Annotated in this window: 21 protein-coding genes and 3 tRNA genes; 14 read left to right on the top strand and 10 right to left on the bottom strand. The window is 66.5% G+C overall.

The window, feature by feature from the left end:
- Position 1: 1 nt before the first annotated feature.
- The 3 genes from MG068_RS06410 to dapE are packed head-to-tail and all read left to right on the top strand — an operon-like array spanning position 2 to position 2404.
- Positions 2–868 carry a hypothetical protein gene (locus MG068_RS06410; protein WP_071228438.1) on the top strand — a complete coding sequence of 289 codons (867 nt, stop codon included), beginning with the start codon at positions 2–4 and terminating at the stop codon, positions 866–868.
- A gap of 31 nt (positions 869–899) precedes the next feature.
- On the top strand, positions 900–1271 hold the full coding sequence (locus MG068_RS06415; protein ID WP_177179504.1) for an arsenate reductase: 372 nt from the start codon (positions 900–902) through the stop codon (positions 1269–1271).
- On the top strand, positions 1268–2404 hold the full coding sequence (dapE, locus tag MG068_RS06420) for a succinyl-diaminopimelate desuccinylase (RefSeq protein WP_132809709.1): 1137 nt from the start codon (positions 1268–1270) through the stop codon (positions 2402–2404). Before MG068_RS06415 ends, dapE begins: the two co-directional genes overlap by 4 nt.
- Positions 2405–2470: 66 nt before the next feature.
- Here dapE and MG068_RS06425 read toward each other — a convergent pair whose 3' ends face one another.
- Positions 2471–3349 (bottom strand): tetratricopeptide repeat protein, encoded by an 879-nt coding sequence (locus MG068_RS06425; protein ID WP_132809710.1) that lies wholly within the window; start codon positions 3347–3349, stop codon positions 2471–2473.
- A gap of 339 nt (positions 3350–3688) precedes the next feature.
- Here MG068_RS06425 and asnB point away from each other — a divergent pair, with 339 nt between their 5' ends.
- Positions 3689–5380, top strand: a complete 1692-nt coding sequence (gene asnB, locus MG068_RS06430; protein ID WP_132809711.1) for an asparagine synthase B — start codon at positions 3689–3691, stop codon at positions 5378–5380.
- Between the two features lie 100 nt (positions 5381–5480).
- Positions 5481–6866, top strand: a complete 1386-nt coding sequence (locus MG068_RS06435) for a cation:proton antiporter domain-containing protein (protein WP_132809712.1) — start codon at positions 5481–5483, stop codon at positions 6864–6866.
- Positions 6867–6905: 39 nt separating this feature from the next.
- Here the strand turns inward: MG068_RS06435 and MG068_RS06440 are convergent, their stop codons facing one another.
- A complete protein-coding gene (locus tag MG068_RS06440) occupies positions 6906–9233 on the bottom strand; it encodes a penicillin acylase family protein (protein WP_132809713.1) in 2328 nt (775 codons plus the stop codon).
- A 124-nt stretch (positions 9234–9357) separates the two neighbouring features.
- Between MG068_RS06440 and bfr the strand changes: the two genes are divergently transcribed.
- Positions 9358–9846: a bacterioferritin gene (bfr, locus tag MG068_RS06445; protein ID WP_132809714.1), complete on the top strand. Its 489-nt coding sequence runs from the start codon at positions 9358–9360 to the stop codon at positions 9844–9846.
- 267 nt (positions 9847–10113) lie between these two features.
- Here bfr and parC read toward each other — a convergent pair whose 3' ends face one another.
- Positions 10114–12357 carry a DNA topoisomerase IV subunit A gene (gene parC, locus MG068_RS06450; protein WP_005408764.1) on the bottom strand — a complete coding sequence of 748 codons (2244 nt, stop codon included), beginning with the start codon at positions 12355–12357 and terminating at the stop codon, positions 10114–10116.
- Positions 12358–12417: 60 nt separating this feature from the next.
- The gene (locus tag MG068_RS06455) at positions 12418–13299 is read right to left on the bottom strand and encodes a helix-turn-helix domain-containing protein (RefSeq protein ID WP_049399506.1); all 882 of its coding nucleotides are present in this window, start codon (positions 13297–13299) and stop codon (positions 12418–12420) included.
- Positions 13300–13471: 172 nt separating this feature from the next.
- On the opposite strand from MG068_RS06455, the gene emrR reads away from it, so the two are divergent.
- Genes emrR through emrB form a run of 4 tightly spaced genes read left to right on the top strand, consistent with a single transcriptional unit; the run spans position 13472 to position 18189 of the window.
- Positions 13472–13915: a multidrug efflux system transcriptional regulator EmrR gene (gene emrR, locus MG068_RS06460; RefSeq protein ID WP_032127923.1), complete on the top strand. Its 444-nt coding sequence runs from the start codon at positions 13472–13474 to the stop codon at positions 13913–13915.
- Complete coding sequence (gene emrC, locus MG068_RS06465; protein ID WP_071228434.1) at positions 13912–15405, top strand: multidrug efflux transporter outer membrane subunit EmrC; 1494 nt, start codon at positions 13912–13914, stop codon at positions 15403–15405. Before emrR ends, emrC begins: the two co-directional genes overlap by 4 nt.
- 11 nt (positions 15406–15416) lie before the next feature.
- On the top strand, positions 15417–16595 hold the full coding sequence (emrA, locus tag MG068_RS06470; RefSeq protein ID WP_071228433.1) for a multidrug efflux MFS transporter periplasmic adaptor subunit EmrA: 1179 nt from the start codon (positions 15417–15419) through the stop codon (positions 16593–16595).
- A 7-nt stretch (positions 16596–16602) separates the two neighbouring features.
- On the top strand, positions 16603–18189 hold the full coding sequence (gene emrB / locus MG068_RS06475) for a multidrug efflux MFS transporter permease subunit EmrB (RefSeq protein ID WP_132809715.1): 1587 nt from the start codon (positions 16603–16605) through the stop codon (positions 18187–18189).
- Between the two features lie 110 nt (positions 18190–18299).
- Here emrB and MG068_RS06480 read toward each other — a convergent pair whose 3' ends face one another.
- From MG068_RS06480 to MG068_RS06490, 3 genes are all read right to left on the bottom strand, one after another.
- The gene (locus MG068_RS06480; protein WP_049461950.1) at positions 18300–18578 is read right to left on the bottom strand and encodes a hypothetical protein; all 279 of its coding nucleotides are present in this window, start codon (positions 18576–18578) and stop codon (positions 18300–18302) included.
- A 324-nt stretch (positions 18579–18902) separates the two neighbouring features.
- Positions 18903–18987: transfer RNA gene (locus MG068_RS06485), tRNA-Leu, on the bottom strand.
- A gap of 50 nt (positions 18988–19037) precedes the next feature.
- The gene (locus MG068_RS06490; RefSeq protein WP_132809716.1) at positions 19038–19937 is read right to left on the bottom strand and encodes a LysR family transcriptional regulator; all 900 of its coding nucleotides are present in this window, start codon (positions 19935–19937) and stop codon (positions 19038–19040) included.
- A 99-nt stretch (positions 19938–20036) separates the two neighbouring features.
- On the opposite strand from MG068_RS06490, the gene MG068_RS06495 reads away from it, so the two are divergent.
- Complete coding sequence (locus tag MG068_RS06495) at positions 20037–20783, top strand: sulfite exporter TauE/SafE family protein (protein ID WP_107433349.1); 747 nt, start codon at positions 20037–20039, stop codon at positions 20781–20783.
- A gap of 78 nt (positions 20784–20861) precedes the next feature.
- Here MG068_RS06495 and MG068_RS06500 read toward each other — a convergent pair.
- Together MG068_RS06500 and MG068_RS06505 are read right to left on the bottom strand one after the other, a co-directional pair.
- Positions 20862–20946: transfer RNA gene (locus MG068_RS06500), tRNA-Leu, on the bottom strand.
- A gap of 38 nt (positions 20947–20984) precedes the next feature.
- Positions 20985–21896 (bottom strand): DMT family transporter, encoded by a 912-nt coding sequence (locus MG068_RS06505; RefSeq protein ID WP_132809717.1) that lies wholly within the window; start codon positions 21894–21896, stop codon positions 20985–20987.
- A gap of 101 nt (positions 21897–21997) precedes the next feature.
- Here MG068_RS06505 and MG068_RS06510 point away from each other — a divergent pair, with 101 nt between their 5' ends.
- From MG068_RS06510 to MG068_RS06520, 3 genes are all read left to right on the top strand, one after another.
- Entirely contained in the window at positions 21998–22558 is a 561-nt protein-coding gene (locus MG068_RS06510) for a helix-turn-helix domain-containing protein (protein WP_132809718.1), read from the top strand.
- A 79-nt stretch (positions 22559–22637) separates the two neighbouring features.
- On the top strand, positions 22638–23462 hold the full coding sequence (locus tag MG068_RS06515) for an AraC family transcriptional regulator (protein WP_032127915.1): 825 nt from the start codon (positions 22638–22640) through the stop codon (positions 23460–23462).
- Between the two features lie 75 nt (positions 23463–23537).
- Positions 23538–23924: a cupin domain-containing protein gene (locus MG068_RS06520; RefSeq protein ID WP_132809719.1), complete on the top strand. Its 387-nt coding sequence runs from the start codon at positions 23538–23540 to the stop codon at positions 23922–23924.
- Positions 23925–23978: 54 nt separating this feature from the next.
- Here MG068_RS06520 and MG068_RS06525 read toward each other — a convergent pair.
- Positions 23979–24063, bottom strand: a tRNA-Leu gene (locus MG068_RS06525).
- Between the last annotated feature and the right edge of the window lie 15 nt (positions 24064–24078).

Here is a 24078-nt window from a genome sequence, read left to right on the forward strand (position 1 = left end):
GGTGACTGCGCCGGAGGATCTGGCGCAGTCCGCGATCTACCGGCATCCGTCCGACACCCTGGTCGGGCGGATGCTGCCGCGCCTGCTGCACGCCCCGCGCTGGAACCGGCTGCGCCGTGCACTGTCGCGGCGCTGGCCGATGCCGGCGCTGGTCAGTGACGTGCGCGATGTGGTCTACGTGAGCTGGTGGGTCGACGTGCGTCACGCACCAATGCCACCGCCGGGCCATCACTACGTGGTCCATGCCGGACGCACGCCTTACACCATCCTCAGCTACCGTCACGGCCACTTCGGGCCCGCGCTGGCTGGGCCGCTGCGTTCCCTGATGCCGTCGCCACGGCAGAGCAACTGGCGCTGGTACCTGCGTCGTGACGACGATCCGGACGGGACGCCGGTGGTGCTGTTCGATCGCAACGTGATGGACCAGCTGGCCTTCGTCGCTGGCGCGCGCGTTTTCAGCGATGCCATGCAACCGCATCTGTCCATACGCTTCGAGCATGTGGTGCGCACCGATGGCGATGGGCACACCCTGATCGAAGGCGGGCAGGGCAGTGCCCCGGCGTTGCACCTGCAGTGGCAGGCCGCCGCGGGCTGGGACGATGCCGGGTGGGCGGCGGCCTTCGGCAACCATCAGGCCCTGCTGCGTTTCCTCACCTGCCAGGACGAGGCCATCGCCCGTACCTGCGACGGCCGCTGGGCCAGCACCCGCATCGCGCTGCCGGTGGACATCGCACAGTTGCAACCGCTGCAGCTGGAGGGCGAACCGCAGTGCCCGCGTCTGCAGGCAATGGGCGTGGCGCTGCACGAGGGGCTGGCCTTCCGGCTGCCAAACGTGCCGTTCCGGGTCGTGTCCGAGCGCCTGTTGTGAGATTCTGGCCCTCTGTTTTCCAGCATCACAGATGGCCATGAGCACCACTGTCTACGGTTTGAAGAACTGCGATACCTGCAAGAAGGCGACCAAGTGGCTGGACCGCTTCGGCGTGCCTTACACCTTCGTCGATTACCGCGAGAACAAGCCGAGCCCAGAAACACTGCTGGCGTGGGCTGGGCACCTGGGGGGCCTGGCCGCGATGGTGAACAAGTCGTCCACCACCTGGCGGCAGTTGCCGGACAACCGCAAGGCCGCCGACTCCGAGGCCGAATGGAAGCTGCTGCTGCGCGAATACCCGCAGCTGATCAAGCGTCCGCTGGTGGTCACGGCCGATGGCACGGTCAGCCAGGGCTTCAGCGACAACGGTTTCAAGGCCCGCTTCGGCGTGGGTGACGCATGAGTGCGGTCCTCGACCTGACCTGCGAACTGATCGCACGACCCTCGGTGACGCCGGATGATGCTGGCTGCCAGACACTGCTGGCGGCACGCCTGAAGCAGGCCGGGTTCCAGTGCGATCACCTGCGCCTGGGCGAGGTCGACAACCTGTGGGCGACCCATGGCCAGGGCGCACCGGTGCTGGTGCTGCTGGGCCATACCGACGTGGTGCCGACGGGCCCGCGCGAGGCCTGGGCCAGCGACCCGTTCACGCCGCAGATCCGTGACGGCGTGCTGTACGGCCGTGGCGCCGCCGACATGAAGGGCAGCGTGGCGGCGTTCGTGGTCGCCGCCGAGCAGTTCGTCGCCGCACATCCCGATCACCCTGGCACGCTGGCGGTACTGCTGACCAGCGACGAGGAAGGCGATGCCATCGATGGTGTGCGTCACGTTGCACGGCTGTTCGCCGAGCGCGGCCAACGCATCGACTGGTGCATTACCGGTGAACCGTCGTCGACCGTGATCCTGGGTGACCTGCTGCGCGTGGGGCGTCGTGGCAGCCTGTCGGCCAAGCTGCGCGTGCAGGGCGTACAGGGCCACGTGGCGTATCCGGATAAGGCGCGCAACCCGATCCATCAGGCGGCACCGGCACTGTCCGACCTGAGCGCAAGGCGCTGGGATGACGGCTACGAGAGTTTCCCGCCGACCAGCCTGCAGGTCTCCAACATCCATGCCGGCACCGGTGCCAACAACGTGATTCCCGGCGAGCTGGAGGTGGATTTCAACATCCGCTACAACCCGCACTGGGATGCACCGAAGCTGGAGGCGGAGATCACCGCATTGCTGGGCCGCCATGGCCTGCAGTACACGCTGAAGTGGCACCGCAGCGGCGAGCCGTTCTACACCCCGGAAGGCACGCTGCGCGCCACCGCGCGTGCGGTGCTGGCCGAGCACATCGGCCGTGCGCCGGAAGAAAGCACCGGCGGCGGCACGTCAGATGCACGCTTCATCGCACCACTGGGTGCACAGTGCATCGAAGTGGGGCCGGTCAACGCCAGCATCCACCAGGTGGACGAGAACGTGCGCGTGGACGATCTGGAAGCGTTGCCGGGGCTGTACCAGCGCCTAGTGGAACGGCTGCTGGTGGGAACCCCATGACGGAATGAATCCCGCGAGGGTGGGTGCCGACCGTTGGTCGGCACGCCTCCCGCCGGGGCCGCTTCTCTACTCGGAAAAAATGAAGAACGGCGGCTCGACCGCTTTCTTCCAGTAACTTGGCGCGGCCATGTAGAAGTGTTGCGCCTCGGCTCTGGCGAACCAGCGCGCCGCCGCGTCGGTGTCTTTCTCCACACCCGGCGCACTGCGGCCCAGCAGCAGACCGGCGAAGTACTGGCCGAACACATTGCCCTTCTCACCGGCGCGCTGGTACAGCTGCAGCGCACGCACCGGATCGCGCGGCAGTCCCATGCCCTTCTCCAGCAGCGCGCCCAGGTCGACCTGCGCTTCGGTGTCGCCGTGCTCGGCACGACGCTGGATCTGCGCCACCAGCGGATGCACGGTGTCACCCTGTGCGGCCACCGCATCCGGCAGTCGCGACGATGAACTCGGGTAGCGCTTGTAGATCATTTCGCGCAGGTCCCAGCGCAGCGCCTGCTGCGCGTCGCCTCGCTGGCGGTAGGCCTTGGCGAGCCCGTAGAACGCATAGGGATTGCCGTGATTGGCAGCCGCCAGATACGCGCGTTCACCACGTCGCCAGGACGCGCGCAGGACAGGTGCAGGGTTGATGTGGGGGCTGCCGGCATGCTGCAGCCTGCCGGAGATCCAGATCCGGCCCAGTGCTTCTTCCGCTTTGGTGTTGTGGAAGGTCCAGGGCGTGATCGCGGCAGCACGCTCGTAGTAGGCGACGGCGCGCGGATCGTTGAAACGTTCGAAGGTCCGCGCGGTGTCCCAGGCTCCGTCGAAGCTGCCGTCGGTGCCGCGTTGCTCCAGTGCCTGCTGCTGCGCCAGCGGCAGCGTGGAGGGCGGAGGCAGGGTCTGGCAGGCGGCCAGGCCCAGGCAGAGCAGGGCGGCCAGCGCCGCGTTGCGTCCAGTGCGGTGTTGCATTTCCATTACACGTTTCACGGCGGGCCATTATGCGCGCCGGGGAGTGGTTGCCAACGCAACGGTTGCGCCGTGCCGGAAACCGGGGTAGGGTCGATGCCATGTCGATCCGCCTGGCCACCGCCGTCAATAACAACAACCGCAATAATCTGCGCGCGAATAATCGTGCGCGGCCGATGCGGGACTGCGCCCTGGGTAGATAGACAGCAACACACGCCCGGACACCAGAAAACCCGCATCAGCCGATGCGGGTTTTTTTGTGCCCGGGCGCAGCCCCACCCGGGCCTGGATGGCCGGTCGAACACCCTCCCACCCGTGAAATCCCCCAACAGGAGCTCTCCCATGTGTTCGATCTTCGGAATCTTCGGCCTGCAGGCCGGTGACGATCTTCCCGCCCTGCGCCGCCATGCGCTGGAACTGTCGCAGCGCCAGCGCCACCGTGGCCCCGACTGGAGCGGCGTGTACCTCGACGAAGGTGCGCTGCTGGTCCATGAGCGGCTGGCCATCGTCGACCCGGCCGGTGGTTCGCAGCCGCTGCTGTCGGCCGATGGCCAGCTGGCGCTGGCGGTGAACGGCGAGATCTACAACCACCAGGCTTTGAAGGCGGCGCTGACCACCGCCTACGACTTCCAGACCCGCTCGGACTGCGAGGTGATCAACGCGCTGTATCGCCAGGGCAGTTCGCCGGCGCAGTGGCTGGAACAGCTCAACGGCATCTTCGCCTTCGCGCTGTGGGACCGCGACAGCGGGCGCGTGCTGGTGGCGCGTGACCCGGTGGGCGTGGTGCCGCTGTACTGGGGCCACGATGCCCAGGGGCGCCTGCGCGTGGCCTCGGAAATGAAGGCGCTGGTCGACACCTGTGCCGACGTCGCACAGTTCCCGCCGGGTCACTACTTCGACAGTGCCAGCGGTGAGCTGGTGCGCTACTACCAGCAACCGTGGCGCGACTATGCCGACGTGCAGGGCCGCCAGGCCGACCTGGCCGAACTGCGCCAGGCCTTCGAGCATGCGGTGGAGCGCCAGCTGATGAGCGACGTGCCGTATGGGGTGCTGCTGTCCGGTGGCCTGGACTCGTCGCTGGTGGCGGCGGTGGCCGCGCGCTATGCGCGTCGCCGCATCGAGGATGGCGGGCAGACCGAAGCCTGGTGGCCGCGCCTGCATTCGTTCGCGATCGGCTTGAAGGGCTCGCCCGATCTGGCGGCCGCGGCGATCGCTGCCGAGGCACTTGGTACCGTGCATCACGGCTTCGAATACACCTTCGAGGAAGGCCTCGACGCGCTGCCGGAAGTGATCCGCCACATCGAAACCTACGACGTCACCACCATCCGCGCCTCGACGCCGATGTTCCTGCTGGCACGGCGGATCAAGGCGATGGGCGTGAAAATGGTGCTCTCCGGCGAGGGCAGCGACGAGATCTTCGGTGGCTACCTGTACTTCCACAAGGCACCGGATGCGCGTGAATTCCACGATGAGCTGGTGCGCAAGCTCGACGCCCTGCACAACTACGATTGCCTGCGCGCCAACAAGTCGATGATGGCCTGGGGCGTGGAGCCGCGCGTGCCGTTCCTCGACCGTGAGTTCCTCGATGTGGCGATGCGCTTCGATGCCGCACACAAGATGGTCGGTGCCGGCTTTGGTGGCCGCCGCATCGAAAAGGCGGTGCTGCGCGAGGCGTTCGACGGCTACCTGCCGGACAGCATCCTGTGGCGGCAGAAGGAACAGTTCAGCGATGGCGTCGGCTACGGCTGGATCGACGGGCTGAAGGCGCACGCCGAAGCCCAGGTGAGCGACCGCGTACTGGCGGCGGCTGACAAGCGCTTCCCGCACAACCCGCCACAGACCAAGGAGGCGTACTACTACCGCCACCTGTTCGAGCAGTTCTTCCCCAGCCGTGCGGCGGCCGAGACCGTGCCGGGCGGCAAGTCGATCGCTTGTTCGTCGCCGGCCGCCATTGCCTGGGACGCTAGCTTCGCCGCGGCGGCAGATCCGTCGGGCCGCGCGATCGCCGGCGTGCACGAACAGGCACTGGCCTAAGCCCTCAAAAAGGGGACGGAGGGGATTAAGTCGTTTGTGCCACTAACGACTTAATCCCCTCCGTCCCCTTTTTGTATGATCGCCCCCTGCGCATTGGGGAATGTTCATGGACGTACAGGCAGGTGGCGACGTGCCGCCCACGAAATGGGGATGGCGTTATCTGGCCTGGGCCGGCGTGCCGTTGCTGGCTGGCGTACTGCTGGCGCGGTATGCCGGGCCGGCGGCGCCCGAGGCGGTTGCCCGCGCCACCGCCGCCGAAGGCAGCTGGGCGCAGCACCTTGCCTCACCGCTGGGCTTGTTCCTGCTGCAGCTGCTGGTGCTGCTGCTGGTGGCCAAGGGCGCGGGTGCGCTGCTCAAGCGCTTTGGACAACCGGCGGTGATCGGCGAGATGGCCGCTGGCCTGATGATGGGGCCGCTGGTGCTCGGCAGCCTGCTGCCGCAGCTGCATGGTGCGTTGTTCCCGGCCAGCTCGCTGGGTCCGCTGGGCATGCTCAGCCAGCTGGGCGTGCTGATGTTCCTGCTGGTAGCCGGTGCCGAGCTGGACCTGGCGGCGCTGCGTGGCCGCCGGCGCTTCGCCTTCACGGTCAGCCATGCCGGTATTGCAGTGCCGTTCGTGCTCGGCGTGGCGCTGGCGATCTGGCTGTATCCGCAGCACGGTCCGCAGGGTGTGGGCTTTACTGCATTCGCATTGTTCGTCGGCATCTCCATGAGCATCACCGCGTTCCCCGTGTTGCTGCGCATCCTTGCCGATCGTGGGATCACACAGACGCCATTGGGCCAGACCGCGATCGCCTGCGCGGCATTGGGCGATGCCACCGCCTGGTGCCTGCTGGCCTTGATCGTCGCCGCCGCCCAGGCCAGCGGCTGGTTGCCGGCCAGCCTCAACCTGCTGTGCGTGGTCGTGTTCGTGGCGCTGATGCTGGGGCTGGTGAAGCCGTGGTTTGCCCGCCAGCAGATCGCGCCGGGCCGTGAGGGACGTTGGTTGCTGGGTATCCTGCTGCTGTCACTAGCGAGTGCGCTGGTCACCGAGATGCTGGGCATCCACGCGTTGTTCGGTGCATTCGCTGCAGGCGTCGCGGTATCGTCCAACGCGCAGCTGCGCGACCTGTTGATGGCCCGCGTCGAACCGTTCGCGGTGACCCTGCTGCTGCCACTGTTCTTCGCCATGACCGGCCTGCGCATGCGCGCCGATGCGCTGCAGGCCAGCGATGTCGTGTTGTGCGTGGTGGTGATCGCGGTGGCCACGACGGGCAAGCTGCTGGGTACCTTCAGTGCCGCGCGCAGTGCGGGCATGCCCACGCGCGAAGCGTGGCGGTTGGGGGCGCTGATGAACACCCGTGGCCTGATGGAGCTGATCGTGCTCAACCTGGGCTACGAGCTGGGCCTGCTCGGCGATCGGCTGTTCGCGGTGCTGGCGATCATGGCGTTGGTGACCACGGCGATGACCGGGCCGCTACTGAACCTGATCGAGCGGCGCCGGGGCTGAGCGCTGGACGGTCGTGCCGGCCAGCGGCCGGCACGACCGCTACCGCGCCGGTACCAGCGTCATCGTGTGCTGCGCTTTGCCGGGCAGGAACGGTGTCGGCCGCCCATGCACCCAGTCTTCGTGGCCGGCGCCCCAGTACGGCGACAGCGGGTGCCCGCTCTGGCCGCCGGGCATGTGCACGATGCCGTCGGCCTCGTGGCCGGGCGAAACCACCATGCGTTCGGAGGCGCCGAAGTTCGGCGTCTGCACGCGCGGCATGTCACGGTCACCGGGCAGGGGATCGGCGGGCATGCACAGCCAGCGCTTGGCGATGTCCGGCAATGCACGCGCGATGGGATGGCAGAGCGCCGCGGTGTTGCGCTCTCCCCAGGTGCGCTGGGCCAGTGGGCCCTGCTTGGCCAGCTCGCTCTCGGTGCGGCGTGCGGCATCAAGCAGCAGCGCGTCCCAGCTGTCGTAGGCCGGTGGCAACAGGTTGGCGGGGCGTTGCTGCAGCATCGGCCAGGCCACGCCTTCCAGTTGTGCCAGGCGCGGGTCCAGATAGTCATCGCCCAGCTGCGCGTTGGCCGGCGCCAGCAGTGCATCGGACAGGGTATCCATCACCTGCGTGCGGAACGCGCGCACCACCCGGTAGCTGACCGAGCTGGCCGAGGCCCGGCCGCCCCATTGATGGCTGACCGCCTTCAAGCGCTTCAGTGCAGGGTCGTCACTGCGTTCGATGACGTCATGCAGCAACGCCCACCAGCGCTGCAGGAACACGGCGCGGTCGTCGAGCTGGATCGCCAGCAGGTCGTGTTCGTCGAAGCGGTCCTGGATGGCGAGCAGGTCGCGGATCTGCTGCGCACGCGCGCCGAGGTCATAGCCACCGTTGCCGACGCTGGCCAGCGCCTCGCCGTCGAGGACGCGTCCGTTGGCGGTCCACAGGCGATGGTTGGGGGGATCGATCAATGCCGGCGAGGCATCGCTGCGGATCGGCCACGGTGCGCAGTCCTGGTTGCTGGCGGCAGTGAAGCCGGCCGGCGCGCAGCCAGGGCCACGGTCCGGACGGGCACCGATCAAGCGCCAGGCAATGCGGCCGCTGCGGTCGCCGACCACCAGGTTCTGCGCGGGAATGCCGGCGCGGTCGGCGAAGTGCAGTGCACCGTCCAGGTCACCGGCGCGGGCCAGATCAGCGAAATCCAGGCGTACGGCGCCGGGCAGGTGTGCGACCCAGCGCAGGGCATCGCCACTGCCATCGGCATGGGTGTGCAGGATCGGCCCCCAGGCGGTTTCGCGTACCGGGAACAGCACGTCGGCCTGGCCGGCCACCGCAATGCGTTCTTCGTGCACGGTCACCGTGGCGTTGGCCGGTTCCGTGCGGTAGTCCGCCGTGTCGATGTAGCTGTTGGTGAAGCCCCAGGCGACGTGGCCGTTGCTGCCGACGATCACCGCCGGCAGGCCAGGGAGCGAGAAGCCAGTGACGTCGACCTGGCCGCCGGCAGCCTGCGGGTCGGGGTAACGCAGGCGCACCCGGAACCACAGGCCAGGCGCGCGCAGGCCCAGGTGCATGTCGTCGGCGACGATCGCGCGGCCGTCGGCGGTGAGTGCGCCGGCCACCGCGAAGTTGTTGCTGCCGATGACGTCCGCCTCCTCCTGCTCGGTGCCCGGCTTTCCCTTCAATGTGCGCAGATCGAGCTGGCTGGCATCGGGCAGAATCGCATTGCCGGTGGCTTCGCCAAACAGCGGTGCATCCCATTCGGTGCCGTCGTGGGCGATCAATGCGTACAGCGCCGGCGGCACCACTGCGCGGATGCGGCTCAGTGCAAGCTCGGTCTGGTTGTTCGGGTCCTGCAGGTCGGCGTACATGGCCAGCCCGGCCAGCACGCTGTCGCTGGGCTGCCACGGTTGCGGTGATTGCCGCAGCAGCAGGTAGGCCCATGGCCGCACGGAGAGATCGGTAAGGCCTTCGTTGACGCCATCTACATAGGCGCGCACGACCGCGCCGTTGTCGCCCAGCGCGGTATCCAGATGCGCCTCGGTGCGGGCGCGCAGGCGGTGCACGCGCATGCGCTTGTCAGCTTCAACGGCCTTCGGCCCGAACAATGCCGACAGCTCGCCGGCGGCACTGCGGCGCATCAGGTCCATCTCGAAATAGCGTTCCTGCGCATGCACATGGCCGAGTGCGCGCATCGCGTCGGCCTGGCTGCCGGCAGTGATGGTGACCACGCCCAGCGCATCGCGCTCGATGGTGACCGGCTTGGCCAGGCCCGGCAGCGCATGCTCGCCGTCCAGGTCGGCCAGGCTGCCGCGCAGCAGGAGCCACAGGGCCAGTGCGGTGACCAGCACGATGGCGACCAACACACCCAGCACCCAACGCCATGTACGTCGCATCGCACGTCCTTTCCGAACTTGTGGGCTGATTGTAGCCGCAGGCGCAACTGCGACTGATTCCGATTAGATCACCGTATTTTGAAATGCGGCACCCTATGCCGCATCGATTCACAGGAGCCCCCCCATGAAAGGCAACCCGGACGTCATCGCCTGCCTGAAGGAACTGCTGCGCGGCGAACTCGCTGCCCGCGACCAGTACTTCATCCATTCCCGCCGCTATGAGGACCAGGGCCTGTTCGCGCTGTACGAACGCCTGAACCACGAGATGGAAGAGGAAACCCAGCACGCCGACGCGCTGCTGCGCCGGATTCTGTTCCTCGGCGGCGACCCTGACATGCGCCCGCATGCCACCGAGCCGGGCAAGACCGTGGAAGAAATGCTGCAGAAGGATCTCGACACTGAATACGCGGTTCGGAACAATCTCGCCGCCGGTATGAAGCTGTGCGAAGAGAAGGGTGACTACGTGAGCCGCGACATGCTGCTGGCGCAACTGAAGGACACCGAGGAAGACCACGCCTGGTGGCTGGAGCAGCAGCTGGACCTGATCAAGCGCATCGGCCTGGAGCTGTACCAGCTGAGCAAGATCGACGGCAACGGCGCTCCGGCGCACTGAGCCGGCGCCCCGCTTTGGGTAGAGCCGACCGCTGGTCGGCTGCTCTTCAAAAGACAGCCGACCAGCGGTCGGCTCTACCAGAAGAAGCACAGCGTTCTGTCGCCCGCCAGCACCGGAGCATCGCCAGCCAGCTTTCGCCAGCCAGCCGCTCCACCGCCCGCCAGCCGACAACGAAAAAGCCGGGGAATGCCCCGGCTTTTTCGTGTCTGGTCTCCGGCAAGGCGTGTCAACCAAGGTTGACACCCACCAGGAGCAATGCCCCAGCCTTTATTCCACCGACAGCCCTTCCACCTTCTGCCAGCCGCGCGGCAGCAGGTGGCCGCGGGTGGCGCGGGCGCCGAGGTAGGCGTCGAGCTCGTTGAACTTCAGCCCCATCGTGCGCTGACCGCTGCGCACCTGCAGGGTCTGCCCCGGGCTGATCGCCACGATGGCGACCACGCGTTCAGTGGCGAGCTTGGCCTTCGGGATCTCGATGATCTTGTTGCCCTTGCCCTTGTCCAGTTCCGGCAGGTCGTTGGCGGCGATTGCCAGCAGGTTGCCGGAACTGGTCACCGCCACGATGCGGTCGGTGGCCACGTTGGCGACCATCGACGGGGTGAGCACCGACGAGCCGGACGACAGGTTCAGCATCGCCTTGCCGGCCTTGTTGCGACCGATCAGGTTCTCGAAGCGGGTGACGAAGCCGTAGCCATGGCTGGAGGCCAGCACGAAGCGGGCATCCGGCTCGGCGCTGGCCAGGGTCACGAAGCTGGTGCCCGCGGCCGGCGAGAAGCGGCCGGTCAGCGGCTCACCGTTGCCACGCGCGGAGGGCAGGGTGTGCACCGGCGTCGAGTAGGCGCGACCTTCGCTGTCGAGGAACGCGACCTGCTGGGTGCTGCGCGCACGCACCGCGCCCTGCAGGGCGTCACCATCGCGATAGGACAGGGCGGACGCATCGACGTCGTGGCCCTTGGCGGCACGGATCCAGCCCTTCTCCGACAGCACGACGGTCATCGGCTCGCTCGGCACCAGTTCGGTCTCGTCGATGGCCTGGGCGGCCTGGCGCTGCACCAGCGGCGAACGGCGCGCGTCGCCGAATTTCTTGGCATCGGCGGTCAGTTCGTCGCGGATCAGCTTCTTCAGCTTGGCCTTGCTGTCGAGGATGCCGAGGATCTTCTCGCGTTCCTTGGCCAGCTCGTCCTGCTCGCCGCGGATCTTCATCTCTTCCAGGCGGGCCAGCTGCTTCAGCTTGGTTTCCAGGATGTACTCGGCCTGTTCCTCGGACAGGCCGAAGCGCGCGATCAGCGCCGCCTTCGGTTCGTCCTCGGTACGGATGATGTGGATCACCTCGTCCAGGTTGAGGAAGGCGACCAGCAGGCCTTCCAGCAGGTGCAGGCGGCGCTCGACCTTCTGCAGGCGGTGCTGCAGGCGGCGGGTGACGGTGTTGCTGCGGAAGGTCAGCCATTCGCTGAGCAGCATCTTCAGGTTCTTCACCTGCGGACGGCCGTCCAGCCCGATCACGTTGAGGTTGACGCGGTAGCTGCGCTCCAGGTCCGTTGTCGCGAACAGGTGGCCCATCAGCTGGTCGGCGTCGACGCGGTTGGAACGTGGCACCAGCACCACGCGCACCGGGTTGGCGTGGTCGGATTCGTCGCGGATGTCTTCCAGCCACGGCAGCTTCTTGGCGCGCATCTGCGCGGCGATCTGCTCGATCACCTTCGACGGCGACACCTGGAACGGCAGCGCCGTCACCACGATGTTGTTGGCTTCCTTGTTGAAGGTCGCACGCGCACGCACGCTGCCGTTGCCGGTCTCGTAGATGTTCCGCAGATCGTTGGCGGCGGTGATGATCTCGGCGCTGGAAGGGTAGTCCGGGCCCTGCACGTGCTCGCACAGGTCGCGCACGGTCGCATCGGGGTTGTCCAGAAGGTGCAGCAGTGCGCTGACGATCTCGTTGAGATTGTGCGGCGGCACGTCGGTGGCCATGCCCACGGCGATGCCGGTGGTGCCGTTCAGCAGCAGGTGCGGCAGCCGCGCTGGCATCCAGGTCGGTTCCTGCAGGGTGCCGTCGAAGTTCGGTGCCCAGTCGGTGGTGCCCTGGCCCAGTTCGCCCAGCAGTACTTCGGCGATCGGGGTCAGCTTGGATTCGGTGTAACGCATCGCCGCGAACGACTTCGGGTCATCGCTGGAGCCGAAGTTGCCCTGGCCCTCGATCAGCGGGTAGCGGTACGAGAACGGCTGTGCCATCAGCACAAGCGCCTCGTAGCACGCGCTGTCGCCATGCGGGTGGTACTTACCGATGACGTCACCGACGGTACGCGCGGACTTCTTCGGCTTGGACGCGGCATTCAGGCCCAGCTCGCTCATCGAATAGATGATGCGGCGCTGCACCGGCTTCAGGCCGTCGCCGATGAACGGCAGGGCGCGGTCCAGGACCACGTACATCGAGTAGTCGAGGTAGGCGCGTTCGGCGTACTCGCGCAGCGGCAGTTGTTCGAATCCGTGGAACACGGGGCGGGCAAGTTCGGTCATGCGGCATTGTTACCTGTTGTCGGGAGGCGGCGACGGCGGTCGCCGCTCGCAATCCTGTGATTATCCGGATGCGGCGGGGGATGCCAAGCCGCGCGCAGGGTCCAGCCCGGTTTCCAGGCCGTGTCCGGCCCGTGCCAGGTAGCGCCCCGGTGGCAGCCCGAAGTGGCGGCGGAACACGGTGACGAAGGCGCTGGCGCTGCTGAAGCCCAGCGCGTGGGCGATATCGGCCACGCTGCGGCCGTCGGTCAGCTGGCGCAGGGCTTCGGACAGCCGGGCCTGCTGCCGCCACTGCGCGAAGCTGAGCGTGGTCTCGTCGCGGAAGTGGCGGGTCAGGCTGCGCGGCGACAGCCCGGCCCAGTGCGCCCATTCGGCCAGGCTGCGCTCGTCGGACGGGTCGGCCAGCAGCTGCGAGGCGATCTTCAGCAGGCGCCGGTCATGCGGCATCGGCAGGTGCATGCGCTGGCGCGGCGCGGTACGGATCTCGTCCAGCAGCACCTCGATGATGTGCTGGCGCTCGGGCGTGGTGTCGTAGCCCAGCGGCCATTCGCAGATGCGGTCGGCCAGCGCCTGCGCCAGCTTGGACAGGCCCAGTACGCAGGGATCGGCGGGCAGGGTGGCGCAGGCCGGTGCGGCCAGCGCCATGCCCCAGCCACGCAGCGGGCCGTCGAGGGTGACCGTATGCGGCTCCAGCGGCGGCATCCAGCCGGCCGAGCCCGGCGCCAGTGACCACGTTCCGTGCGAGGTGCGGGTGGTCAACAGGCCGCGTTCGACGCAGATCAGCTGCGCGCGCTGATGGTGGTGCCAGTCCACTTCACGGACCAGGCCCAAGGGGCTGTCGAAGCGGAAGGCGACAACCGGTGGCCCGTCATTGCGCTCGAACCAATCCAGGGCGTCGTCGCGCAGCAACCGCTTGGGAGGGGGGATTTCTGCCTTGTTCATCATATCCGCTGGCTGAAATGTGTCATCCATTGGCTTAATTGTACTACCGGGCCACCTGACCAGATCATTAAGGTAGGCGCCTTCGTTGATCCAGCCCGCTGCTGCAACACAGCATTCGATGCCAGATCGAATATTTCCATTGAGAAATATTTTTTTTGGAAGAGAATGCTCCCCCATGATCTGTCCTGCAACCACTCCCCCCAGCTTCGGCCTGCTGCTGCGCCAGGTGCGCGATGGCCTGGTCCGTCAACTCGACGCGTCCATGGCTGAAGAAGACCTGGGTATCGGCTTCACCCATTACATCGGGTTGAAGGTGCTTTCCAACATGGCTCCGTGCACGGCCAACGAGCTGGCCCAGGCCATCGACCAGGTGCCCAGTGCAGTGACCCGCCTGCTGGACAAGCTGGAGTCGCTGGGCTGCGTCCGCCGCGAACCGCATGCCCAGGACCGGCGTGCGCTGCAGATCGTGCTGACCGATGAAGGCCGCGCACTGTGGGCGCGGCTGAAGCTGCGTGGCGACGCGGTGATGGATTACGCCCTGCGTGATCTTTCCGCTGACGAGCGCACGCAGCTGCTGTCCCTCCTCACCCGAATCCGCGATTCCCTGACGACCCCATGAACCCGATCCCGCAATCCACTCTCCGCCGGTCCGGGCGCGCGCTGCTGGTATCAGCGCTGGCCCTGGCCCTGGCCGCCTGCGCCAGCAGTCGTGGCCTCAACCCGCAGGGCCACGTGCTCGACGTGGACAGCCTGCACAGCGAACGCACCCTGGCCGACACCGACCTGAGCGCCACCGGCTTCCCGGCGCAGGACTGGTGGAAGGCGCTGGGCGATGCGCAGCTGGACGCGCTGGTCGCCGAGGGCCTGGCTGGCCACCCGAGCCTGGACGCTGCCGATGCGCGCCTGCGCCAGGCGCAGTCGCAGGTCGGTACCGCGCGTGCCGATCGCCTGCCGAGCCTGTCGGTGTCCGGTGGCTATACCGGTCTGCGCCTGCCCGAGTCGATGGCCGGCAGCGAGATGGGAGGCCATTACGCTGGCAGCAGCCAGGTCGCGTTGGATTTCAGCTATGGCGTGGACCTGTGGGGCGGCAAGCGCGCTGCCTGGGAAGCGGCCGTGGACGGCGCCCATGCCGCCACTGTCGAAGCCCAGGCTGCACGCCTGAACCTGTCCACCGGCATCACCCAGGCCTATGCCGACCTGGCGTATGCATGGCAGCTCAATGACGTGGCCGAAGAAGAGCTGGGCCGCTCGCAGAAGTCGCTGGAACTGACCCGCCAACGCCGCAGCGCCGGCATCGACAGTGATCTGCAGGTGCGCCAGGCCGAGGCCCGCGTGCCCGCCGCGCAGCAGCAGGTGCAGGCCGCGCAGCAGCGCATCGATGCGGCCCGCACCGCGCTGGCCGCGCTGGTCGGCAAGGGTCCGGACCGTGGCCTGTCGATCCAGCGCCCGCAGGCGTTGAATCCGATGGCGCTGCAGCTGCCGGGCGTGCTGCCCAGCGAACTGTTGGGTCGTCGCCCGGACATCGTTGCCGCGCGCTGGCGCGTGGAAGCGGCCGACAAGCAGATCAAGGTCGCCAGGACCAAGTTCTACCCGAGCTTCAACCTGACCGCACTGGCTGGCGTCGTCGCACCGAACGTGGGTGATCTGCTGAAAAGCAGTTCGACCTTCGCCTACATCGGACCGGCGCTGAGCCTGCCGATCTTCGAAGGCGGCAAGCTGCGCGCCAACCTGGCCAACACCGATGCGCAGTACGACCTGGCGGTGGCCAACTACAACCAGACCGTGCTCGATGCACTGCGCGACGTGGCCGACCAGGTCAACGCGGTGCGTTCGCTGGCACAGCAGGCGCATTCGCAGCAGCAGGCGGTGGATACCGCACGTTCGGCCTTCGACCTGGCCCAGCAGCGCTACCGCGCCGGCATCGGCAGCTACCTGGACGTGCTGACCGCGCAGTCCACCCTGCTGCAGTCGCAGCAGCAGCTGGCCGGCCTGCAGTCGCAGCAGGTGCAGACCTCGGTGCGCTTGAGCAAGGCGCTGGGCGGTGGTTTCCAGCCCTCTGACGCCGACCGCGCACCGATCGCCTCCCATTCCGATTCCTCGCATTCCTGAAGACTTCCGCCATGAGCCAGACCCAAGACACTGCGGCCCCGGCCGCCCCCAACCGCCGCGGCAACCTGCTGCGCGGCCTGTTCGTGATCGTCGTGCTGCTGCTTGCCGCACTGGCGCTGTGGTACTTCATGTTCGGCCGTTGGTTCGAAGAGACCGACGACGCCTACGTGCAGGGCAACCAGGTGCAGATCACCCCGCTGGTGGCCGGTACCGTGGTCGCCATCAACGCCGATGACGGCATGCGCGTGGAGCGCGGCCAGCTGCTGGTGCAGCTGGACCCGTCCGACACTGCGGTGGCACTGCAGCAGGCCGAAGCCAACCTGGCCAAGACCGTGCGCCAGACCCGCGGTCTGTACCGCAGCGTGGAAGGCGCCCAGGCGGACTTGAACGCCCGCCAGGTGACCCTGAAGCGCGTGCGCGAAGACTTCGCCCGCCGCAAGGACCTGGCCGCCACCGGCGCCATTTCCAACGAAGAACTGGCCCACGCCCGCGATGAGCTGGCCGCTGCCGAAGCGGCCGTGGCCGGTTCGCGCGAGACCGTCGAGCGCAACCGCGCGCTGGTCGACGATACCGTGATCGCCACCCAGCCGGATGTGCAGGCCGCCGCCGCGCAGCTGCGCCAGGCCTTCCTCAACAACGCCCGCGCCGGCATCGTTGCGCCGGTCACCGGCTACGTCGCCCGTCGTTCGGTGCAGGTTGGCCAGCGCGTGCAGCCGGGCAATGCCCTGATGGCGGTGGTGCCGACCGAACAGATGTGGGTCGAGGCCAACTTCAAGGAAACCCAGCTGCGCCACATGCGCCTGGGCCAGGAAGTGGAGCTGAAGTCGGACCTGTACGCCGGTGACGTGAAGTACAAGGGCCGCGTCCAGAGCCTGGGCCTGGGCACCGGCTCGGCGTTCTCGCTGCTGCCGGCGCAGAATGCCAGCGGCAACTGGATCAAGATCGTTCAGCGCGTGCCGGTACGCATCGCCATCGATGCCAAGCAGCTGGCCGAACACCCGCTGCGCATCGGCCTGTCGATGAAGGCCGAAGTGAGCCTGCGCGACCAGAAGGGCGAAGTGCTGCCGAGCACCCCGGCCAAGGGCACGGTGTTCGACACCGACGTGTATGCCAAGCAGCTGCATGATGCCGACGAGGTGATCCACACGATCATCCAGGGCAACCTGCCGCAGCAGGCGAAGGTGGGCTGAGGTCGCCATGTCCGCACAAGCTCCAGCCGCGCCCGGTGCTCCGGGCGCCCCGGCGGCGCCGGGTGCGGCCTCCGGGTTCCTGCCGCCCAGCGTCGCCCTGTGCACCGTCGGCCTGGCGATGGCGTCGTTCATGCAGGTGCTCGACACCACCATCGCCAACGTCTCGCTGCCGACCATCGCCGGTAACCTCGGCGCCAGTTCGCAGCAGGCGACCTGGGTCATCACCTCGTTCGCGGTCAGCACAGCCATCGCGCTGCCGCTGACCGGCTGGCTCAGCCGCCGCTTCGGCGAACGCAAGCTGTTCGTCTGGGCCACGCTGGCCTTCGTCATCACCTCGCTGCTGTGCGGCCTGGCGCAGAGCATGGGCATGCTGGTGCTGTCGCGTGCGCTGCAGGGTTTCGTGGCCGGCCCGATGTACCCGATCACGCAGTCGCTGCTGGTCTCGATCTATCCACGGGAGAAACGCGGGCAGGCACTGGCGCTGCTGGCGATGATCACGGTGGTGGCGCCGATCTGCGGACCCATTCTCGGTGGCTGGATCACCGACAACTACAGCTGGGAATGGATCTTCCTGATCAATGTGCCGCTGGGCATCTTCGCTGCGCTCGTTGTGGGCAACCAGCTGAAGGGGCGCCCGGAGCACATCGAGAAGCCGAAGATGGACTACGTCGGCCTGGTCACCCTGGTGATCGGTGTCGGTGCGCTGCAGCTGGTGCTCGACCTGGGCAACGACGAGGACTGGTTCTCGTCCATGAAGATCGTGGTGCTGGCGTGCGTGGCCGTGGTCACGCTGACGGTGTTCCTGATCTGGGAACTGACCGACAAGGATCCGATTGTCGACCTGAAGCTGTTCCGGCATCGCAACTTCCGCGCCGGTACGCTGGCGATGGTGGTGGCCTACGCGGCGTTCTTCAGCGTGGCGTTGCTGATTCCACAGTGGTTGCAGCGTGACATGGGCTACACCGCGATCTGGGCGGGCCTGGCGACAGCGCCGATCGGCATCCTGCCGGTGATCATGACCCCGTTCGTGGGCAAGTATGCATCGCGCTTCGACATGCGCATGCTGGCTACGGTCGCGTTCATTGTGTTGTCGATGACCAGCTTCCTGCGTTCGAACTTCAACCTGCAGGTGGACTACAACCATGTGGCGGGTGTGCAGCTGATCATGGGCATCGGCGTCGCGCTGTTCTTCATGCCGGTGCTGCAGATCCTGCTGTCGGACCTGGATGGACGCGAGATCGCGGCGGGCTCAGGCCTGGCCACCTTCCTGCGCACGCTGGGTGGCAGCTTCGCGGCGTCGCTGACGACGTGGCTGTGGGCGCGGCGCACCCAGGTGCACCATGCCGACCTGACCGAGCACATCTCGGTCTATCAGCCGGGCATGCAGGACCAGGTGACAGCGATGGGGCAGGGCGACCTGCAACATGGCGCAGCGGTACTGAACAACATGATCAACCACCAGGCATCGCAGATGGGCTTCAACGACATCTTCTTCCTGCTGGGCTGGATCTTCCTGGCGATCATCGCGTTCCTGTGGCTGGCCAAGCCGCCGTTCGGCGCGGGTGCGGGTGCAGCCGCCGGTGGCGGACACTGAAACTCCCTGGAAACACGTGCTGTATTTTGACCCCGCCGCAAGGCGGGGTTTTTGTTTGTGCACCGCGGGTCGCACGGGCCCTGCCGTTGGGATCGTGCCGCGGCGCAGGTTCAGCGCGTGCGATAGACGCGCTTGAACACCACCCGATCGCAGAACAATCGGGTGATGGCCCACATTCCCGCCACAAGTACGGCGCCGCATGTGAGCCAGCCAGCAGTGGCCTGCAATCGGCTGCCGACCAGTGCGCCGCAGATGATGGCGGCAACAAAGACCAGCATTACGGCCTCCTTCGATGCGCCGTAGTGGACCTCGGCCTGGCATCCCACGCATACGCGTACGCCGTGGTTCGAGCCGGTATGGCAGTGAGGGCAGATGATGCTGCGCTGCATGGGTGCGTCCTTTGGGGAAGGGGGAGGGCGCTGGTCAGGTCGTGGCGATACACCTGCAACCGGCTTCTGTAAATCTGCCTTCCACCGAAAAGGAATCGGGTAAATCTCGACTAGGAAAAGTACGAATTGAACGGCTAAAGTGAAATGCGCCCCAAAAGGAGGCCGTTCAAGGTCTGGTAACGACGCGCCGGGAGGAGGTATGCCGCAGCAGGCGACTGCCGGGTGGTGCTAGATACGACAGTTCCAGCGGTAGATGCGATGCCAGGCTCGCCAAACCCCGGAAACGAAAAAACCCGCTTTCGCGGGTTTGATCATCTTGAGTCGTGGTGCCCAGGAGAGGACTCGAACCTCCACGGTTTTACCCGCTAGTACCTGAAACTAGTGCGTCTACCAATTCCGCCACCTGGGCGACTCAGGAGATGAATTGTGCGGGACGGCAGAGAGTGTGTCAACAACATTTCACACATTTTTCTGTGGCCGTACGCCCAGGTGAAGCAGCAGGCTGCGCATCGCCGGTGACAGCTGCGCCCATCCGGCGAAACAGGCGCACAGGCGGCGCTGTGCCCACGCATCTGCAAGCGGAACCGCAACAGTACGGGTATTGCGTCGATGCTGGCGCGCAATGGTACGCGGCACGATGCCGACACCAATGCCGTAGCCGACCATGATGCACACGCCTTCGAACGTCTTCATGCGGATGCGCACGTCCAGGCGTCGCCCGATGTCGCGTGCCTGGTCTTCGATGTAGGCCTGCAGTGCATTGCCATCGGCCAGGGCAACGAAGGTCCCGCCGGCTACCTCGGTGAAGGCCACGCTGCGCCGTGAGGCGAGGCGGTGGTCTTCGGGCAACAGCATCACCAGCGGATCTTCGGCGACCACATGCTGCTGCAGACCGGCAGCGTCGACGGCATCGCTGATGATGCCCGCCTCGGCCTGGCCAGCACTGATCGCACGCACGACTTCAGGGCTGGTGCGCTCCAGCAGTTCCACGTGCAGGCGCGGGCGTTCGGCCAGCCATGGTGCGAGCCGCGAAGGCAGGTAGTTGGTCAGCGCTGCGGTGTTGGCATACAGATGCAGGGTGCCGCGCGCACCGTGCGCGAACGCCTGCAGTTCACCGCGCAGCTGTGCCTGCTGCTGCAGGATCAAGCGTGCATGGTGGGCGAGCGCGGCACCGGCTTCGGTCAGGCTGACGCCGCGTGGGTGCCGGTTCAACAGCGGGGTACCGGCATCGGCTTCGATCGTGCGCAGGCGCTCACTGGCTGAGCCCAGTGCCAGGTTTGCCTGCGCGGCACCGGCCGTGATGCTGCCCGCCTCGGCAATGGCCAGGAACAGGCGCAGGTCGGCGATATCCATCCGCATGTGATGCCCTCATCGCAACGCCTGAGCCTTCGGATCAGCCGAAGGCGAGGCCGGGAAGACCGCATTGTGCGCCGAGCGGCCGGCCGATCCAATGAAGGCATGAATGAATCGATGTACTTCTACGTGCTGCTGGTGGTGGTGTTCGTGCTGGCCGGTGTGGTCAAGGGCGTGACCGGCATGGGGTTGCCGACAGTGGCGATGGGTCTGCTCGGTGGCGCGCTGTCGCCGGTGGCGGCGGCATCGATGCTGTTCATCCCCACCTTCGTCACCAATGCGTGGCAGCTGTTGTCCGGCCCCTCACTGGGCCACATCGTGCGGCGCCTGTGGCCGATGATGCTGGCCGTGGTGGTGGTGACGCTGGGCTCGGCAGCGCTGCTGGTGCGGGTCGATCGCACCTGGTCACGTGTTGCGCTGGGCGTTGCGCTGGTGGTTTATGCGGCCTATGCCCTGCTTGCGCCGGTGTTCCGCGTGCCGCAGCGGCGCGAGCGATGGCTGGGGCCGCTGGTGGGGGCGTTGTCGGGTGTGGTGACCGGCGCCACCGGCGTGTTCGTGATGCCGGCGGTGCCGTACCTGCAGTCGCTGGGATTGCAGCGCGAGGAGCTGGTGCAGGCGCTGGGGCTGGCGTTCACTGTGTCGACGATTTCGCTGACCACTGGCCTGGTGCTGCACGGCGCATTCGGCATCCAGCAGCTGGGGCTGAGTACGCTGGCGGTGCTGCCGGCATTGCTGGGCATGTGGCTGGGGCAGGTGATCCGGCAGCGCATCAGTGCGCGGGTGTTCCGCGCCTGCTTCCTGGGTTTCCTGCTGCTGCTCGGACTGGAGCTGGTGCTGCGGCCGCTGTTGTGATGCCGGCCGCCGGTCGCGGCGATGCCGAATCACGGGCATGAAAAAACCCGCTTTCGCGGGTTTTTCTCATTCTCGACGTGGTGCCCAGGAGAGGACTCGAACCTCCACGGTTTTACCCGCTAGTACCTGAAACTAGTGCGTCTACCAATTCCGCCACCTGGGCGTCGAGGAGCGAGATTATGGGGTGTTGTTACGGGGGTGTCAACACTTTTGGTCGTGTTCGGCGTCACTCGCTGTGCCGCCCTGCATTCCGCCCGCCCGCAGCAGGTTCATGCCGGCGACGGCGCCGAGGATCGCCGCGCTGCCCATCCATTGGGCCGGCCCCAGCACATGGCCGAATGCCGCCGCATCGATGGCAATGGCGATGACCGGGTAGAGGAAGGACAGGACGCCAACCAGCAGGGTCGGTAGTTTCTTCAGGGCTGAGTACAACAGCGTCGACATCATGCCAGTATGCACGAAGCCCAGCGTCAGCAGCAGTGCCCATCCATGCGACGGAGCGTCGCCCGGCCAGCGCGCGAAGGGCAGCAGCAACAGGCTGCCCATCAGGAGCTGCACCGTTACGACCACGGGCGTGGGCACGTCCACCAGTCGTTTGCCGATGGCTGCGGCAATGGCGTAGAGGAGGGCGGCCGCCAGCGCCAGCAGAATGCCAGTGAAGTAGTTGGCCGAAGGGGTGGTGCCTGAGGGGGTGGCAACAACGATCATCACCACGCCGCCGAAGGCCAGCAGCAGCCAGCCCCACTGAGCGGGGCGTGGGCGTTCGCCGAAGGCCAGCACGCCAAGGGCCACCAGCAGGAACGGTTGGGTGTGATAGGTGACGGTCACCACGCCGATCGACGCATACGGGTAGGCGGAGAACAGGCAGATCCAGTTGAGGGTCAGGGCTGCACCGCCAGCGAGAATCCAGGGTAGGCAGCGCCGCTTGCGCGCATCCCCTAACGGCAGGCGCAGTGCGACGCAGGCCAGCAGCATGGCCAGTCCGCCCAGCAGGCAGCGCCAGAACACCACGGTCGGCGCGGGCAGTCCGGTTTCCACCACGAACCAACCCACGCTGCCGGATATCACCATCGCTGCCGCCATCTGCAACGCGCCAACGCGGATGGACTGCATGCCACCTCCAGCGGTGTTCGATATGTCGAACGATTGGCCGCTAAGATAGAAGTGATCACTAGTGTTCGTCAAGTCGAACATTCGTTCGATATGGAGTATTCATGTCTTCATCCAAGTTCGCGCCCATTGATGTCCTCGCCCGTGCCCTCAGGCGGGAGCGCGAGCATTTGGGGGTGTCTGTTTCTGAGCTGGCCAAGCGGGCTGGCGTTGCCAAGTCCACGCTTTCCCAGCTGGAGGCTGGTATTGGCAATCCCAGCCTTGAAACGCTGTGGGCGCTGGCCTCGGCTCTGGAGGTTCAGGTATCGCAGCTGATCGCTCCGCCGCAGCAGCCGGTGCAGGTGATACGTGCTGGAGAGGGCGCTCGTTTGGCCTCCGAGCAGGCTGATTACGTCGTGCATCTGCTGGCCGCGTGCCCCGCGGGGGCGCGCCGCGATATCTATCGGGTCGTGGTCGAGCCTGCATCCATCCGTGAATCCGCACCGCATCCGCCGGGAACGGTGGAGCACGTGGTGCTATGCAGTGGCCGCGCGCGCTTGGGGCCAGTGGGGCAGTGCGTCGAACTGGGGGCGGGCGACTACATCAGCTATGCGGCCGATGTCGCGCATGTGCTGGAGGCGATGTCGGAACCGGTCACCGCGGTGATGTTGATCGAGCATCGCTGAACCCGGACGACCGGAACGCTGGTAAGAGAATCCCTGCCGACATCCATGCTGGAGTGGTGGTGCCTGATGGAGCGTGGAAATGACTGAGAAGGCTTCGCCAGGTGACTGGGTCAAGCGCGGGGAGGGTGACGGTGGCATTGAGCGCATCGAGGCGTTCTTCGAAGGCCACGGTTACGCGCCTCATCGACATGACACTTATGCCATCGGATTCACGCTGGCTGGGGTGCAGAGTTTCCAGTATCAGCGCTCACGGCGGCACGGCGTGCCTGGATCGGTGCTCGTGCTGCATCCTGATGAACTGCACGATGGTGAGGCGGGCACGGCCGCCGGATTCCGCTACAGGATGGCCTATGTCTCACCTTGGCAGGTGCAACAGGTGCTTGGCGGTGCGCCGCTTCCCTTCGTGCAGGGGGGGGTATCCAGCGACCCTCGCCTGAGGGCCGCGATTCTGCCTCTACTGGCGCACCTACAGGCCTGCCTGGATCCCATGGAAGAGGCTGACGCGCTCTATGATCTATCGCACAGCCTTGTCGCGGTGGCCGGGCGCCCGCGTGCCATGCGCAGGCCCGATGCGGCCGGGGTGGAGCGGGCCCGCGCTTACCTGATGGACAGGCTCGGACAGCAGGTGACCTTGGATGCGCTGGAGCAGGTCAGCGACATGGATCGCTGGCAGCTGAGTCGTGATTTTCGCGCGCTGCTGGGTACCAGCCCCTATCGGTTCCTGACACTTCGGCGGCTCGACAGGGTGCGCAGGGCCCTGCTGGCCGGGCAATCAATCGCCTCGGCTGCACTCGATACGGGCTTCTTCGATCAGAGCCACATGGCGCGGCAGTTCCTGCTTGCCTACGGGGTCACGCCTGCGCTGTGGCTCAAGCGGATGGGCATGCGCGGCCGGCGCCGTTGATCGTTGCACGATCGTACAAGAACCCCACGGCGGAGTTTTCCATGCTTCCTCTTCCATGTCGCCAAGAGCATCCGCATGTCACACCTTGATCCCTCTCCGCTGCCCCAGCCGGTCTCGCTTGCCCTGAAATTTGCGCTGTTTACCGAACAGTGGGCACCCAAGGTCATCGCCGAGATGAATGACTACCAGTTCAAGATCGTACGCATCGAGGGCGTATTCGTATGGCACGTGCACGCCGACACTGATGAGGCGTTCCTGGTGGTTGAGGGAGAGCTGCGCATCGAATTCCGCGACGGGCACATCCTGCTGCGACGAGGCGAACTGTACGTCGTGCCTAAAGGGGTGGAGCACAGAACCTGTGCCGATCACGAAGTGTGGTTGATGCTGGTCGAGCCGCGAGGCGTGCTCAATACGGGCGATTCGCGCGGCGAGCGCACCGCGCAGAACGATGTCTGGATATGAGGCGGAGGCGCCGGACAACAAAAAACCCCTGATCGCTCAGGGGTTCTTTATCAGTGGTGCCCAGGAGAGGACTCGAACCTCCACGGTTTTACCCGCTAGTACCTGAAACTAGTGCGTCTACCAATTCCGCCACCTGGGCGTTCCAGAGGCGCAA

Origin of the sequence: Stenotrophomonas sp. ASS1 (assembly GCF_004346925.1) — a bacterium.
GTDB lineage: Bacteria > Pseudomonadota > Gammaproteobacteria > Xanthomonadales > Xanthomonadaceae > Stenotrophomonas > Stenotrophomonas maltophilia_A.

What these genes read in the sequence shown, in the direction of transcription:
- MG068_RS06415 (WP_177179504.1), top strand. Translation starts at nt 900, where the DNA reads ATGGCCATGAGCACCACTGTCTACGGTTTGAAGAACTGCGATACCTGC.
- dapE (WP_132809709.1), top strand. Translation starts at nt 1,268, where the DNA reads ATGAGTGCGGTCCTCGACCTGACCTGCGAACTGATCGCACGACCCTCG.
- MG068_RS06425 (WP_132809710.1), bottom strand. Translation starts at nt 3,349, where the DNA reads ATGCAACACCGCACTGGACGCAACGCGGCGCTGGCCGCCCTGCTCTGC.
- asnB (WP_132809711.1), top strand. Translation starts at nt 3,689, where the DNA reads ATGTGTTCGATCTTCGGAATCTTCGGCCTGCAGGCCGGTGACGATCTT.
- MG068_RS06435 (WP_132809712.1), top strand. Translation starts at nt 5,481, where the DNA reads ATGTTCATGGACGTACAGGCAGGTGGCGACGTGCCGCCCACGAAATGG.
- MG068_RS06440 (WP_132809713.1), bottom strand. Translation starts at nt 9,233, where the DNA reads ATGCGACGTACATGGCGTTGGGTGCTGGGTGTGTTGGTCGCCATCGTG.
- bfr (WP_132809714.1), top strand. Translation starts at nt 9,358, where the DNA reads ATGAAAGGCAACCCGGACGTCATCGCCTGCCTGAAGGAACTGCTGCGC.
- parC (WP_005408764.1), bottom strand. Translation starts at nt 12,357, where the DNA reads ATGACCGAACTTGCCCGCCCCGTGTTCCACGGATTCGAACAACTGCCG.
- MG068_RS06455 (WP_049399506.1), bottom strand. Translation starts at nt 13,299, where the DNA reads ATGATGAACAAGGCAGAAATCCCCCCTCCCAAGCGGTTGCTGCGCGAC.
- emrR (WP_032127923.1), top strand. Translation starts at nt 13,472, where the DNA reads ATGATCTGTCCTGCAACCACTCCCCCCAGCTTCGGCCTGCTGCTGCGC.
- emrC (WP_071228434.1), top strand. Translation starts at nt 13,912, where the DNA reads ATGAACCCGATCCCGCAATCCACTCTCCGCCGGTCCGGGCGCGCGCTG.
- emrA (WP_071228433.1), top strand. Translation starts at nt 15,417, where the DNA reads ATGAGCCAGACCCAAGACACTGCGGCCCCGGCCGCCCCCAACCGCCGC.
- emrB (WP_132809715.1), top strand. Translation starts at nt 16,603, where the DNA reads ATGTCCGCACAAGCTCCAGCCGCGCCCGGTGCTCCGGGCGCCCCGGCG.
- MG068_RS06480 (WP_049461950.1), bottom strand. Translation starts at nt 18,578, where the DNA reads ATGCAGCGCAGCATCATCTGCCCTCACTGCCATACCGGCTCGAACCAC.
- MG068_RS06490 (WP_132809716.1), bottom strand. Translation starts at nt 19,937, where the DNA reads ATGCGGATGGATATCGCCGACCTGCGCCTGTTCCTGGCCATTGCCGAG.
- MG068_RS06495 (WP_107433349.1), top strand. Translation starts at nt 20,037, where the DNA reads ATGAATGAATCGATGTACTTCTACGTGCTGCTGGTGGTGGTGTTCGTG.
- MG068_RS06505 (WP_132809717.1), bottom strand. Translation starts at nt 21,896, where the DNA reads ATGCAGTCCATCCGCGTTGGCGCGTTGCAGATGGCGGCAGCGATGGTG.
- MG068_RS06510 (WP_132809718.1), top strand. Translation starts at nt 21,998, where the DNA reads ATGTCTTCATCCAAGTTCGCGCCCATTGATGTCCTCGCCCGTGCCCTC.
- MG068_RS06515 (WP_032127915.1), top strand. Translation starts at nt 22,638, where the DNA reads ATGACTGAGAAGGCTTCGCCAGGTGACTGGGTCAAGCGCGGGGAGGGT.
- MG068_RS06520 (WP_132809719.1), top strand. Translation starts at nt 23,538, where the DNA reads ATGTCACACCTTGATCCCTCTCCGCTGCCCCAGCCGGTCTCGCTTGCC.